The organism is Lactobacillus iners, assembly GCF_011058775.1.
In the GTDB taxonomy this organism is placed as follows: Bacteria; Bacillota; Bacilli; order Lactobacillales; family Lactobacillaceae; genus Lactobacillus; species Lactobacillus iners.
In genome coordinates, this window is record NZ_CP049230.1 from 50,610 (window position 1) to 65,336 (window position 14,727).

At 38.9% G+C, this 14,727-nt stretch carries 7 protein-coding genes, 3 tRNA genes and 3 rRNA genes; 12 read left to right on the forward strand and 1 reads right to left on the reverse strand.

Annotation, left to right across the window (positions count from 1 at the left end):
* The first annotated feature begins 17 nt into the window (after positions 1 to 17).
* From G6Z82_RS00230 to G6Z82_RS00265, 8 genes are all read left to right on the forward strand, one after another.
* Positions 18 to 1,433: an APC family permease gene (locus G6Z82_RS00230; RefSeq protein WP_006733293.1), complete on the forward strand. Its 1,416-nt coding sequence runs from the start codon at positions 18 to 20 to the stop codon at positions 1,431 to 1,433.
* Between the two features lie 544 nt (positions 1,434 to 1,977).
* A 16S ribosomal RNA gene (locus G6Z82_RS00235) occupies positions 1,978 to 3,548 on the forward strand.
* A gap of 142 nt (positions 3,549 to 3,690) precedes the next feature.
* Positions 3,691 to 3,764, forward strand: a tRNA-Ile gene (locus tag G6Z82_RS00240).
* Positions 3,765 to 3,792: 28 nt separating this feature from the next.
* Positions 3,793 to 3,865 (forward strand) — tRNA-Ala (locus G6Z82_RS00245).
* 122 nt (positions 3,866 to 3,987) lie between these two features.
* Positions 3,988 to 6,887, forward strand: a 23S ribosomal RNA gene (locus G6Z82_RS00250).
* A gap of 62 nt (positions 6,888 to 6,949) precedes the next feature.
* Positions 6,950 to 7,066, forward strand: a 5S ribosomal RNA gene (rrf, locus tag G6Z82_RS00255).
* Together the 16S, 23S and 5S rRNA genes with 3 tRNA genes alongside form the textbook arrangement of a ribosomal RNA operon.
* A gap of 6 nt (positions 7,067 to 7,072) precedes the next feature.
* Positions 7,073 to 7,145 (forward strand) — tRNA-Asn (locus tag G6Z82_RS00260).
* A 257-nt stretch (positions 7,146 to 7,402) separates the two neighbouring features.
* Complete coding sequence (locus tag G6Z82_RS00265) at positions 7,403 to 7,918, forward strand: O-acetyl-ADP-ribose deacetylase (protein ID WP_006729705.1); 516 nt, start codon at positions 7,403 to 7,405, stop codon at positions 7,916 to 7,918.
* Between the two features lie 236 nt (positions 7,919 to 8,154).
* On the opposite strand, the gene G6Z82_RS00270 is transcribed toward G6Z82_RS00265, so the two are convergent.
* On the reverse strand, positions 8,155 to 9,162 hold the full coding sequence (locus G6Z82_RS00270) for an ISNCY family transposase (RefSeq protein ID WP_102695590.1): 1,008 nt from the start codon (positions 9,160 to 9,162) through the stop codon (positions 8,155 to 8,157).
* Between the two features lie 448 nt (positions 9,163 to 9,610).
* Here G6Z82_RS00270 and lanKC point away from each other — a divergent pair, with 448 nt between their 5' ends.
* Genes lanKC through G6Z82_RS00290 form a run of 4 tightly spaced genes read left to right on the forward strand, consistent with a single transcriptional unit; the run spans position 9,611 to position 14,708 of the window.
* Positions 9,611 to 12,280 (forward strand): class III lanthionine synthetase LanKC, encoded by a 2,670-nt coding sequence (gene lanKC / locus G6Z82_RS00275; RefSeq protein ID WP_006732872.1) that lies wholly within the window; start codon positions 9,611 to 9,613, stop codon positions 12,278 to 12,280.
* Between the two features lies 1 nt (position 12,281).
* A complete protein-coding gene (locus G6Z82_RS00280) occupies positions 12,282 to 13,172 on the forward strand; it encodes an ABC transporter ATP-binding protein (RefSeq protein ID WP_006731066.1) in 891 nt (296 codons plus the stop codon).
* A complete protein-coding gene (locus tag G6Z82_RS00285; RefSeq protein ID WP_006731065.1) occupies positions 13,162 to 13,920 on the forward strand; it encodes an ABC transporter permease in 759 nt (252 codons plus the stop codon). Before G6Z82_RS00280 ends, G6Z82_RS00285 begins: the two co-directional genes overlap by 11 nt.
* Positions 13,921 to 13,937: 17 nt before the next feature.
* Positions 13,938 to 14,708 carry an ABC transporter permease gene (locus G6Z82_RS00290; RefSeq protein WP_006731067.1) on the forward strand — a complete coding sequence of 257 codons (771 nt, stop codon included), beginning with the start codon at positions 13,938 to 13,940 and terminating at the stop codon, positions 14,706 to 14,708.
* The last annotated feature ends 19 nt before the right edge of the window (positions 14,709 to 14,727 follow it).

Here is a 14,727-nt window from a genome sequence, read left to right on the forward strand (position 1 = left end):
CTAGGAGTTATTTTTTTATGAGTAATTTTTTTAAGAAAGTATCTATTGATACATATCTTAAATCAGATGCACGTTTAGTTAGAAGCCTGAATGCACGAGACTTGATAGCTTTAGGTATAGGTGCAGTTATCGGAACTGGAATATTTATATTACCTGGTCATGAAGCAGCGGATCATTCAGGTCCAGCTGTTGCAGTAGCTTTTTTATTAGCAGCTGTGGTATCTGGCATTGTTGGTATGGCTTATGCTGAATTTTCTTCTGCAATGCCTGTAGCTGGTTCAGCTTATTCTTTCGGATCCATCATATATGGCGAAATAGTTGGTTGGATATTAGGCTGGTCGCTATTATTAGAGTATTTCTTAGCGGTTTCGGCTGAAGCTACTGGTTTTGCTTCGTATTTTAATGATAATATTTTAAACTCTTTTGGGTTTAATTTACCTAAATCCTTGCAAGCTGGGCCTTTGCAAGGTGGAATTATTAATCTTAGTGCGGTTTTAATTACGCTGATTGTTGCATTTATAATATATCAAGGAGCAAATCTATCTAAGCGTGTAGAAAATATAGCCGTAATTATTAAAGTCTCTATCATCATTTTGTTCATAATTATCGGCATTTTTTATATTAAAGCAGATAATTATATACCTTTTTATCCTAAAAAGTTTCAAACTGCTCCTTTTGGTATTGGAGGTATATCTACTGCTGCTGCAACAGCTTTCTTTGCTTTTATTGGTTTTGATGCCTTAGCATCCAATTCGGCTGAAACTATTAAACCAGAAAAAAACGTAGTTCGTGGTATTTTAGGTACTGTATTGATATCAGTAGTACTTTATGTAGCATTTTCTCTAGTATTGACGGGAATGGTTAATTATAAAAAATTAGGTGTGGATGATCCTGCAGCATATGCATTAAAAAGTGTGGGTTTGCATTCGTTTAATAAAATAATTACATTAGGTGCTCTAATCGGTATTTTTACCGCTATGTTAACTATGCTGCTCGGTGGATCTCGTTTGCTATATGCTCTTGGTCGTGATCATTTGCTACCACCTGCTATGGGCAAAGTTGATAAATTTAGAGAGGTACCTGATAATGCTATTATTATTGCTACTATAGTGGCAGCATTTTTTGCTGGATTAGTGCCGTTATTTGAGCTTGCAGCATTAATTAATGCTGGAACATTGTTAGCTTTTACATTAATATCGTTTGGTATCATTCCATTGCGTAAACGTAAAGATATAGTTAATAAAGGATTTAAAATGCCACTTTATCCAGTGTTACCTGTTTTAGCAGGTATATTTAGTTTATATTTTATTTTGATGTTACCTATATTGACCAAAATAATGGTTACATTATGGCTGATAGTTGGGTTACTGGTTTATATTTTTTATGGTGTAAAACATTCTAAATTACAAAATCAAGAAAGTTATAAAAAATAATTTTTATAACTTTTTTGTTTATAAAAAGCTACCATATAGTTTTTTAAAAAATACGAATAATATTAATGACAAAACGTGACGAAAAGCTATACTTTCGGATAGTAAAACAGATACTTGAAATGTTCACTTTTAGCAATGTTCGTATAAAAAAATAAAATAAAAAAATAGCTCAAAAAGTATTGACCATTAAGCTTTATGATAGTAAAGTAATAGCTGTTAGTGCGAAAGAGTGCTAATTTATACGTCAAAAAGATTAAAAAAAGTAGTTGAAAAACACTTTTCAATCATGTATAATTTTTAAATGTCGTCACGGATAAGACGTGAGCGGCAGGTTTATGAGAAAAAAGTTCTTTACAAACAGAACTAAGTATGATAAACTAAACAAGCACTAGATGTGCGTAGTACCTTGAAAACTGAACAAAGTTTCGCTAATTGTGTGCGGGGGTAAGACCCCAAACAAAAGCGAAGTCAATTTCGCAAGCAATAAATTTGAGATAACAAATCAAACAAATCGAAAATGAGCTAGAACAGTTCAATTTAAAAATAAATTGAGAGTTTGATCCTGGCTCAGGACGAACGCTGGCGGCGTGCCTAATACATGCAAGTCGAGCGAGTCTGCCTTGAAGATCGGAGTGCTTGCACTCTGTGAAACAAGATACAGGCTAGCGGCGGACGGGTGAGTAACACGTGGGTAACCTGCCCAAGAGATCGGGATAACACCTGGAAACAGATGCTAATACCGGATAACAACAGATGATGCCTATCAACTGTTTAAAAGATGGTTCTGCTATCACTCTTGGATGGACCTGCGGTGCATTAGCTAGTTGGTAGGGTAACGGCCTACCAAGGCGATGATGCATAGCCGAGTTGAGAGACTGATCGGCCACATTGGGACTGAGACACGGCCCAAACTCCTACGGGAGGCAGCAGTAGGGAATCTTCCACAATGGACGCAAGTCTGATGGAGCAACGCCGCGTGAGTGAAGAAGGGTTTCGGCTCGTAAAGCTCTGTTGTTGGTGAAGAAGGACAGGGGTAGTAACTGACCTTTGTTTGACGGTAATCAATTAGAAAGTCACGGCTAACTACGTGCCAGCAGCCGCGGTAATACGTAGGTGGCAAGCGTTGTCCGGATTTATTGGGCGTAAAGCGAGTGCAGGCGGCTCGATAAGTCTGATGTGAAAGCCTTCGGCTCAACCGGAGAATTGCATCAGAAACTGTCGAGCTTGAGTACAGAAGAGGAGAGTGGAACTCCATGTGTAGCGGTGAAATGCGTAGATATATGGAAGAACACCGGTGGCGAAGGCGGCTCTCTGGTCTGTTACTGACGCTGAGGCTCGAAAGCATGGGTAGCGAACAGGATTAGATACCCTGGTAGTCCATGCCGTAAACGATGAGTGCTAAGTGTTGGGAGGTTTCCGCCTCTCAGTGCTGCAGCTAACGCATTAAGCACTCCGCCTGGGGAGTACGACCGCAAGGTTGAAACTCAAAGGAATTGACGGGGGCCCGCACAAGCGGTGGAGCATGTGGTTTAATTCGAAGCAACGCGAAGAACCTTACCAGGTCTTGACATCCATAGCCAGTCTAAGAGATTAGATGTTCCCTTCGGGGACTATGAGACAGGTGGTGCATGGCTGTCGTCAGCTCGTGTCGTGAGATGTTGGGTTAAGTCCCGCAACGAGCGCAACCCTTGTCATTAGTTGCCAGCATTAAGTTGGGCACTCTAATGAGACTGCCGGTGACAAACCGGAGGAAGGTGGGGATGACGTCAAGTCATCATGCCCCTTATGACCTGGGCTACACACGTGCTACAATGGACGGTACAACGAGAAGCGACCCTGTGAAGGCAAGCGGATCTCTGAAAGCCGTTCTCAGTTCGGATTGCAGGCTGCAACTCGCCTGCATGAAGCTGGAATCGCTAGTAATCGCAAATCAGCACGTTGCGGTGAATACGTTCCCGGGCCTTGTACACACCGCCCGTCACACCATGAGAGTCTGTAACGCCCGAAGCCGGCGGGATAACCGAAAGGAGTCAGCCGTCTAAGGCGGGACAGATGATTAGGGTGAAGTCGTAACAAGGTAGCCGTAGGAGAACCTGCGGCTGGATCACCTCCTTTCTAAGGAAGGCGAAAGTATCTGGAGAGCAGAGATGCTAAGAGAAGGATATGAGAAGCCAAGCGGAAAGCACACAAAGAAACTTTGTTTAGTTTTGAGGGTATTACGCCTCTAGAACTTGGATAAACAACCAGACAGCATATCGGGCCTATAGCTCAGCTGGTTAGAGCGCACGCCTGATAAGCGTGAGGTCGATGGTTCAAGTCCATTTAGGCCCATTGTGCATAGTGCACAAAAAGGATATATGGGGGTTTAGCTCAGATGGGAGAGCGCCTGCTTTGCACGCAGGAGGTCATCGGTTCGATCCCGTTAACCTCCATAGAGGAGAAATCCTCGAGAGTTAGGACATTGAAAACTGAATATAATCAAAGCAAAAACCGAGACAATCAAAGAATAGATTGAAAAAAGAGCGACCGAGAAGAGAGAAGCTCAACTTGAATAGGTCAAGTAGAGAAGGGCGCACGGTGAATGCCTAGGCACTGGAAGCCGATGAAGGACGTGACAAACGACGAAATGCTTCGGGGAGCGGTAAGTACGCAGAGATCCGGAGATATCCGAATGGGGGAACCCGGCACCGCGAGGTGTCACCTTGAATGTGAATAGATAGCATTAAGGAGGAAGACGCAGTGAACTGAAACATCTAAGTAGCTGCAGGAAGAGAAAGAAAGATCGATTTCCCAAGTAGCGGCGAGCGAACAGGAAAGAGCCCAAACCTAATGGCTTGCCATTAGGGGTAGAAGGACTGTAAAAAGCCGAATGGAAGGATAGCAGAATTATCTGGGAAGATAAGCCAAAGAGGGTGAGAGCCCCGTAAGCGAAATCCGGAAAGTAGGTGAGCAGGATCCTGAGTAGGTCGGGACACGAGGAATCCCGATTGAATCCGCGAGGACCATCTCGCAAGGCTAAATACTAACCAGTGACCGATAGTGAACCAGTACCGTGAGGGAAAGGTGAAAAGAACCCCGGGAGGGGAGTGAAAGAGAACCTGAAACCGTGTGCCTACAAGTAGTCAGAGCACGTTAAAGTGTGATGGCGTGCCTTTTGTAGAATGAACCGGCGAGTTGCGTTGTGGTGCAAGGTTAAGTCAGAAAAGACGGAGCCGAAGCGAAAGCGAGTCTGAAGAGGGCGAGATAGTATCATGACGCAGACCCGAAACCAAGTGACCTACCCATGACCAGGTTGAAGGCGTGGTAAAACACGCTGGAGGACCGAACCCACGCAAGTTGAAAATTGCGGGGATGAGTTGTGGGTAGCGGTGAAATTCCAAACGAACTTGGAGATAGCTGGTTCTCTCCGAAATAGCTTTAGGGCTAGCCTCGTGTGAATGATAATGGAGGTAGAGCACTGTTTGGACTAGGGGCCCGTCAGGGGTTACTGAATCCAGATAAACTCCGAATGCCAGATATCAATGCACGGGAGTCAGACTGCGAGTGATAAGATCCGTAGTCGAAAGGGAAACAGCCCAGATCACCGGTTAAGGTCCCAAAATCTATGCTAAGTGGAAAAGGATGTGGAGTTGCACAGACAACTAGGATGTTGGCTCAGAAGCAGCCACCATTTAAAGAGTGCGTAATAGCTCACTAGTCGAGTGACGCTGCGCCGAAAATTTACCGGGGCTAAGCATAGTACCGAAACCGTGGATGCAGTTAGCTGCGTGGTAGGAGAGCGTTCTAAAGGCGGAGAAGGCAGATCGAGAGGACTGTTGGAGCGTTTAGAAGTGAGAATGCCGGTATAAGTAGCGAAAGACAGGTGAGAATCCTGTCCGCCGAAAGACTAAGGTTTCCTGGGGCAGGCTCGTCCGCCCAGGGTAAGTCGGGACCTAAGGTAAGGCCGAGAGGCGTAGCCGATGGACAACAGGTAGATATTCCTGTACTATTCGTAATCGATAAGAGCGAAGGAGGGACGCAGGAGGCTAATGACGCATGGAGATGGAATCATGTGTAAGCGTTAAGGGAGGATACGAGTCAAATGCTTGTAGCCAATTTTGAGACGTGATGCGGAGTGAAATCAAAGTAGCGAAGGTCATGAAGTCACACTGCCAAGAAAAGCTTCTAGCCAGAGAGCGAGTACCCGTACCGCAAACCGACACAGGTAGTCGAGGAGAGAATCCTCAGGTGAGCGAGAGAACTCTCGTTAAGGAACTCGGCAAAATAACCCCGTAACTTAGGGAGAAGGGGTGCTGAAGAGAAATCAGCCGCAGTGAAGAGGCCCAAACAACTGTTTATCAAAAACACAGGTATCTGCAAAATCGTAAGATGACGTATAGGTACTGACACCTGCCCGGTGCTGGAAGGTTAAGAGGATAGCTTAGCGAAAGCGAAGGTTAGAATTGAAGCCCCAGTAAACGGCGGCCGTAACTATAACGGTCCTAAGGTAGCGAAATTCCTTGTCGGGTAAGTTCCGACCTGCACGAAAGGTGTAATGATTTGGGCACTGTCTCAACGAGAGACTCGGTGAAATTATAATACCCGTGAAGATGCGGGTTACCCGCGACAGGACGGAAAGACCCCATGGAGCTTTACTGTAGCTTGATATTGAGTATTTGTTAAACATGTACAGGATAGGTAGGAGCCAGAGAAGATAGGACGCCAGTTTTATCAGAGGCAATGTTGGGATACTACCCTTGTTTGATGGATCCTCTAACTCGTCACACTAAGCGTGTGAGAGGACAGTGTCAGGTGGGCAGTTTGACTGGGGCGGTCGCCTCCTAAAGAGTAACGGAGGCGCCCAAAGGTTCCCTCAGAATGGTTGGAAATCATTCGCAGAGTGTAAAGGTAGAAGGGAGCTTGACTGCGAGAGAGACAACTCGAGCAGGTACGAAAGTAGGGCTTAGTGATCTGGTGGTACTGCATGGAAAGGCCATCACTCAACGGATAAAAGCTACCCTGGGGATAACAGGCTTATCTCCCCCAAGAGTTCACATCGACGGGGAGGTTTGGCACCTCGATGTCGGCTCGTCGCATCCTGGGGCTGAAGTCGGTCCCAAGGGTTGGGCTGTTCGCCCATTAAAGCGGCACGCGAGCTGGGTTCAGAACGTCGTGAGACAGTTCGGTCCCTATCCGTCGTGGGCGTAGGAAATTTGAGAGGAGCTGTCCTTAGTACGAGAGGACCGGGATGGACATACCGCTGGTGTACCAGTTGTCTTGCCAAAGGCACCGCTGGGTAGCTATGTATGGAAGGGATAAGCGCTGAAAGCATCTAAGTGCGAAGCCCCCCTCAAGATGAGATTTCCGAAGCGAAAGCAGTAAGACACCTTAGAGACGATGAGGTAGATAGGCCGGGAGTGGAAGAGCAGTGATGCTTGGAGCGGACCGGTACTAATAAGTCGAGAACTTGACCAAAAAGATAGCTCGGAAGAAGCAGAGATTATATTCAGTTTTGAGTGTAAAAGCTCAAGGAAGAGTACGGTGGCGAAAGCAAGAAGGAAACACCTGTTCCCATGTCGAACACAGAAGTTAAGGTTCTTAACGCCGAGAGTAGTTGGTGGGAAACTGCCTGCGAGGGTAGGACGTTGCCGTGCGGTCATTCCGGCTTAGCTCAGTTGGTAGAGCACCTGACTGTTAATCAGGTTGTCGTCAGTTCGAGCCTGACAGCCGGAGCTAACGAAAAGAGGAGAGATATCTCCTCTTTTTTTGTTACTAATGCACTATTTCCAGTTGCAATTAATGTGATTGTCTAAATTTTAGATTAGGTTTGTTTTACAGCTTATTGGCAATTTTCTTGAGTAGGATAAATGATCTGTATAAAAATAATGGATGTACATGTATAATGTTTTTGTAAGATTATATCGGAGATAATTGTAACTTTATAAAGAAGAAGGTATAAATCTTCTTCTTTTTCATTAGGGGGAATAATTGTGAATTTGAGAGTTGTAAAAGAGGATATAACTAGACTAAAAGTTGATGCTATTGTTAATGCTGCTAATAAGACTCTATTAGGTGGTGGCGGCGTTGATGGTGCTATTCATCAGGCTGCGGGTCCTGAATTGAAAGAAGTTTGTAGGAAACTAAATGGTTGTATGACAGGTGAAGCTAAGATTACAGAGGCATTTAAATTGCCAGCTAAATATATTATTCATACAGTTGGTCCTATATACCCTTTTCATACAATTAGTGAAAATAAAAAACTTTTAAGTTCATGCTATATAAATAGTTTAAATATCGCTAAAGCCTATAAGTTAAAAAGTATAGCTTTTTCGTGTATTTCTACAGGTGTCTATAAATATCCAAAAAAGATAGCTGCCATGACTGCTATAGAAACATGTAGAAAATGGATTATAGATGAGAATTACGATATTGAAATAATTTTTTGCGTTTTTGATTCTGATAATTTTAATATTTATAATGATATTATAAACGCAAGTTTTAATTAATGTACTATATAAAAACATGCATTAAATGTTTAAATGCAGTGTCAATATTAAAGGAAAATGTCCTAAAAAATTATAAACATTAGGGGAACCTTTTTGTTCCGCTTTTTTCTTAAGCATATTGCTTTTTATTGTGTGCTCTTTCCTGCTTGCTGTTTAATAAATGATGCTCTCTTCCATGGGTGCGACATAGGCGGTTTGTGAGCTTTAGATTTTGGTTTTCGTGTCCTTTTCAGATCCTAATCAGGAGAGTACTTAACATTCTTTGGAATTTCTCTCATGAAGTAGATTTCATCGTCTACAGTAATGAAACGCTGCTTATCGAAGGCTTCAATTACCAAGCATTTGGTATGATTATTAAAACAAACTAAATTATTATTCTCATTAAAGTCTGGTACAAAAGTATTGAGCAGATAATCATTAGCGGTCTCAATATCATTTATTTGAGCAATTCTGAATTCTTGCTTGAGTCTGCCTTGGAAAGTCTGATTGGCTCTTTCAACCATGCCCTTGACCTGCGAGACGCTAGTAATTACTATTTCTGTCCCCAACTGCTTGCAAGCATAGCCCAACCGAGTCAGAACGTCCATGGTATCGTCTTTTTTATTTGAGCTGTTGTAGTTAAAGACAGTTCGGTTGTCGGTTTTGAAACGATAGGGAATCCCATAGTTTTCTAAAATTTGATAGAAGACGTGATAGTAGCCTTCAAGTGTTTCCTGCCAAGCAAACCAAGCATCCACAATAACCCCGGTGGCATTATCAATGTGATATGTACCCAGAATACTGGACACATATTTATGAACTAGGCTGAGATCAGCGGCTTGCTCGGTTTCGGTTTTAGCAGCTTCAGGATGCTTAAGCCTATATTTTGCCTTGGTGCGGTCTCCACGAGTAGCCTTTTGAATTTTAGGGGAGTCAACTTCAGCTTGAGATAAGAGTTGATAAACAGTTGAATAATAAACATTAATTCCTTCAAATTCATTTAGGAATTGCGTAAAATGCATGAAATTAAAATCTTGATATTTAGTCTGGTATAAGGTTACAATTTTATTGTTGATTTCCGTGGAAAGACAATTGACGGGTTTGCGACCATAGTTCCCATGAATAAAGGCCGCTTTTCCTTTCTCTTGATATTGTCTGATTCTTCTATTGAGCTGTCTTATAGGGATTCCAAGCTTTATAGCAGCTCTTTTCTTATTTCCATGATGATCAACTAATTCTTTAATAACTGCATATTGTTTTTTGATATTTACACATAAGTAATATTCTCCTCATATGACCAAATCCTCCAATAGGATTCATCATAACCTAAATGGGACATAATACCTAAATAACAATTAGGACATTATCACTTATTAACCACATTGTCAGTTAAAATATAACCGCTTACTTGACTTATATAAAGCATTATGCTACTATGCAAGTGCAGTGAGGAATAAAATGATAAAGGAGACATTGAAAATGAAAAATCCTGTTGTCAACTTACAGAAAACACCTGCAAGTAAAATAAGTTCCAGTGTAAGAATGCGTAATAGTGGCTTCAGCTTTAATTGCCGTGGACAAAGCACTTTGAGTATTAATTGTCGCTAGGACTTTAACCATAAAAACCGACTGAGACTTCAAAAATATTTCTCAATCGGTTTTTATTTATCTACTTTATCATTTTTTACAAGAAATGAAAGATATGTGATTTAAATGATTAATGGTACAGATTATGTAAAATATATTAAGAATAAAAGCATTCCTTTTTATTCACATTCAAACAACAAGAAGGATGACAGTATTACATTTCATTCTGCAAGCTATAATAAGTCAAATTGGAATTCTATAATTACAGATGATTGGCATTATATGATGCACAATAGCAATGATTTACCAGATCAAGGCTGGAAAATTCATATATCAGCAAACTTGGAGGATGCACAAGAAGTTCTTATTAAAGTAAGTGAGTTACTAATTACTACAAAAGTATCTTTTAAGTTTATTCCAGATTTTTTAACTTTAGAACTGTCGTATTCTAAAAATGCTGATCGTATAGAAGCTGGTAAATTTATAACTATTTATCCAAAGAATGATACAGAATTTTGTGAGTTGTTAGATCCTCTTAAAAGGATAACTGATCAATTTAAAGAAGGACCATATATATTAAACGATAGACCATGGAAACAAAGTAATGTTTACTATCGATATGGTGGTTTTAGGGCAATGACAGCCATAAAGGATGGTAGAACTATTTATGTTATAAGAACGCCGGATGGTGACTTCATTGAGGATAAAAGGGTACCTTATTTTAGTAAACCTGATTTTGTAAATGAACCAATATATATACAAGAAAACAATACATATCCTAATCCTGAAACATTTGCAAAATTGGATTCATTAAATATTAAAGAGGCACTACATTTTAGCAATGCTGGCGGTGTTTATGTAGGAAAGTATAAGGGGCATGATGTTGTTATAAAGGAAGGACGTCCTTTTATTGGAATAGATCAAAAACAATGTGATGGATTTACAAGAATTAAAGCCGAATACAAAACTTTAATGAAGCTGAAGTATGTTGCAGGTGTTGTTGATCCAATAGGATATGAAAAAATTTGGAAGCACAATTATCTTATTGAAGAAAAGATTCCCGGAGAGACTTTGGGTGAATACATGGCAGTAAATTTTCCTTTTCCAAACAATTCAGACGTTACTCTTTATAAACATAATGCATTACAAATTATTCACAAATTAGTAAATTTAGTTAAAGAAATTCATCAAAAAGGATTTGCGATTGTAGATTTTCAACCTGAAAATATTATGATTGACACTGATAAGAGGCATGGCACAATTAATGTTCGGCTTATTGACTTTGAAAGTGCAGGCCCCCTTAATAATAGATATAATCCCAATCTAGTTACACAGGATTATACTTCGTTTCAGAGCAAAACATTTAAAGATGCAGATTGGTATACTTTAAATAGAATTGCACGTAGTATATTTTTACCTGTTGAAAGTACCATGTTTTATAGTCCTGAATTAGAAAAAAGGCAGAATAAAAATATAAAATTTAAATTTGGAAAAGATGTAGTAGATTATCTAACTAAAGTTCAAAATTTATGTGCTAAACATACTACAATATATCGACAACCTGCTTTTTATGATGGTTATGTTGAAACACCTCAAGAATCAATTAATTCGAATAATTTGGCACAAAACATTGCTGCTTTAGAAAAAGGTATTACGCAAAATATTAATTATGACTTAAAAGGACTGATATATGGAGACATAAAGCAATATAATGATTCATTAAGTTGGTATGCTATCAACTACGGCACAATGGGCACTATTATGGCTTTACAGCGTAATAATAGTAATATTTTACGAACATCTGCTTTTAGAAACTGGTTAAATAAAGTAGAAGAGAGAATTGATTCAATAACAAAACAAGATTCAAGTTTCAATGTAGGATTATTTGATGGTTTGGGTGGAATAGCACTAATTCTATATGAACTTGGACACAAAGATATGGCAGAAGAATTAATTCATAGATGTAATTCAACACATAATGCATTGAACATTTCTATGTATTCCGGCCTAACAGGGTTGGGATTAGTAAATTTAGTATTGTATTTATCAACAAATAAGAATAATTATATGCGAGTTGCAAAACAAATTGCAGATACAATTATTTCTCGCTATCATTCAGGCGAGTTTGATAACCAAGAAGAATACGAAGGTAGACTTGGCTTGATAAAAGGTTGGGCTGGACCAGTAATATTTTTGTGGAAGTTAGGAACTTTGATAAATGATCTGCACTATAGATCAGAAGCTATCATAATTTTGGATAAAATAGTTGCAACAGGAATTATTAATACTGAGCAAGGATCTGCATTATCAGACAAGAGTAAAGGTATGGTAAGAATTTTACCATATTTAGATACAGGCTTTGCCGGACTTTCTCTGGTACTTATGGATATAAATCTTGATGCACCAAATATAATTCGAAAAAAGTATTCCAATATTTGGGAAACTATACAAAAAGATGTGGGTTCATTTTGTACATACCAATGTTGCTTATTTAGTGGGACTGCTGGACTGGCAATGTATTCAAACACGGTTAAATTAAACTTTAACAAAACTAATTCGTTTGATATATATTTGCAGGCTTTAAATAATTTTATGTTATCTACAAATAGAAAAAATATGCTTGTACCTGGTCAATTTGGTGTGAAATGTTCTATGGATTATGAGACAGGAGCTGCTGGTGTCTTAATTGCTTTACTAAATATTGAGAATCAGATAAATTGGTTACCATTATTAGCAAATAATCCGTTGAATATTTTTAATTCCAAACCTACTACTCAATTAAAGGTGATGAAATAATATGTTAGATGTAAAAAATATTAATATTTATTATGGACATAAAGAAATTATCAGAGATGCATCATTCACAATTTCTTCAGGTGAAATTGTGGGGCTTATTGGGCCAAATGGTGCAGGTAAGACAACCATTATGAAAACGTTGCTTGGTTTAACACATTTTACTGGAAAACTAAGTTTTAATGGTCAACCAATTACTCTTAAAGATCATGCTGCACTACAAACAGTCGGTGCATTAATTGAAAATCCCGCCATTTATCCTTTTTTAACAGGACGTGATAATCTTAAGCTTTATTCTCAAGATTCTACCGATACGGCTAAATTAATTACCCGCCTGGGAATGGATGGTTATATTGATCGCAAAGCCAAAGATTATTCAGTAGGTATGAAACAGAAGCTTGGCATTGCCCTCGCCTTATTAAATAATCCGAAACTTGTGATTCTTGATGAGCCAATGAATGGTCTAGATATTGAAGCAACAATTTCTATTCGAAAATTAATTCACGAATATGCTGCTCAAGGGACGGCTTTTTTGATCTCCAGCCATGTTTTAAGTGAACTGCAAAAAGTGATGACATCCGTAATTATTATTAATCATGGCAAAATTACTATGAATTCTCCAATGTCCAGATTTACTCAAGAAATAAGTTCAGAGTCTAAATTACAGACAACGGCCATGAAACAAACAACCGAATTATTACAGCAAGCTAAAATTTCATTTAACCAAAAAGGCGATTACTTGATTGTTAACCAAGAGAATATAGCTACAATTCAACAATTACTTTTTGAAAATAAAATCTGGATAAATTATTTAGCTCCAGCTGGATTAACCTTTGAACAAAAGATTGTTAATGTTTTACAAACAAAACAAGGGGGAGATAATAATGAAAATTGATCTCTTACATGAATTCTATAAATTCGCTCATCGGCGGATCCCCTTGTATGGAATTCTTATCTTATTAGGGTTAATGCTATACACCATTGGAACTAGTTATAAAATTTCACCATATCTCTTAACCCAAGGCTTTGGTGCTGGTCAATGGGCAATCATTATTATCATTGCTCTTAGCGTAGATATGATTTCAATGGAATATCGTGACCATACGATGGCAACTTTGATGTACAAAACATCCAATAAATCTGCTCTTTATACGGCCAAATTCATCGTATTGGTAATTTATAGCATCCTTTTATTAGCTTGTGGTGTGCTATTCTCTTTTATTATTAAAGGAATACTGGTTGGCTCAAGATATTATTGGCTAGAAAATTATCATGGTCATTCATTAATTAATGCTCTTTTGCTTAACGTGGGCGGAACGCTAATTTATCTCCTGTTTATTGTTGCATTTTCTTTAGTGCTAATTTTACTAATCAAAAATAATGCAACAGTAATTATGATTGGTTTAGCAATCGGGTTTTTAGGTGCTGATCTTTCTAGTTTAGCCATGGTTGCTTTTCCTAGTTTAAAAGCAATTCTTGCGTGGAACCCATTAAATATGATTAATATTATTTCTCAACTTTCCAATAATGACATGCAAAAGATCACGTATTTGACGAACTCGCAACTAATTATTGCTAATTTGATTTATGCCGCTCTTTTCTTTGGCATTGGTCTATCGATTTTTAAGAAACGGGCTATTTAAAACGGAGGTGATCTTTTATGTATACAGAACTAAAACAAGAATTATATAAGTTAGGTCACCGCAAGCTTCCTTGGTGGATCATTAGTTTTCTAATCCTGTTTATGATCTTTATGGGACTCGCCATGGGAAGAGATTATAGCAAACTGCTAGTTATGACTTGCTATGACTCTAGCCAAGCGATCATGTTAATTCTGGTCGTAGTAGGTTCAACTATTTTTTCGATGGAATTTCAAAACAAAACGATTCTAATGGTAATGTATCGTGCCTCAAACAAAGGAGCGGTATATCTAGCAAAATTTATTACGATTTTTATTTACAATGTATTTTTACATCTTGTGGCCATGCTTGTAACGATATTCTTCAACACTGTCCCCATATTAGTCAATCCAGTTGCTTGGTCTACAACTTATAAATACCAGCAATCGTTATTCATTAACATGATCGCTACAACTGGTGTAGATATTGTCACTTCAACTTTAATTATTAGTCTGATTTGCCTGACCTCATGTTTAATTAACTCTGATACGATTGTCATTGTTGTAAATGCCCTGATTATCTTTATGGGTAGCACCTTATCGGTTAATTTATTAAACGCAAATATTGGTCCTATTAAGCTGATCCGCTGGAATCCCTTAAATATGCTTAACTTGACGACTCAATATTACAATTATGCGACTTATCATCTAACCTCTATGCTTTCAAGTACACAGTTATTGATCGGAACACTGTGTTATACTGCTATTTTCACTATTTTAGGCTATTTGATTTTTAGAAGAAAAAGCTTTTAGCTCGATAGTTAAAAATAAG

Bases quoted from the DNA above. Each gene is read 5' to 3' on its own strand.
- G6Z82_RS00230 (WP_006733293.1), top strand. From the start codon at position 18: ATGAGTAATTTTTTTAAGAAAGTATCTATTGATACATATCTTAAATCA.
- lanKC (WP_006732872.1), top strand. From the start codon at position 9,611: ATGATTAATGGTACAGATTATGTAAAATATATTAAGAATAAAAGCATT.
- G6Z82_RS00280 (WP_006731066.1), top strand. From the start codon at position 12,282: ATGTTAGATGTAAAAAATATTAATATTTATTATGGACATAAAGAAATT.
- G6Z82_RS00285 (WP_006731065.1), top strand. From the start codon at position 13,162: ATGAAAATTGATCTCTTACATGAATTCTATAAATTCGCTCATCGGCGG.
- G6Z82_RS00290 (WP_006731067.1), top strand. From the start codon at position 13,938: ATGTATACAGAACTAAAACAAGAATTATATAAGTTAGGTCACCGCAAG.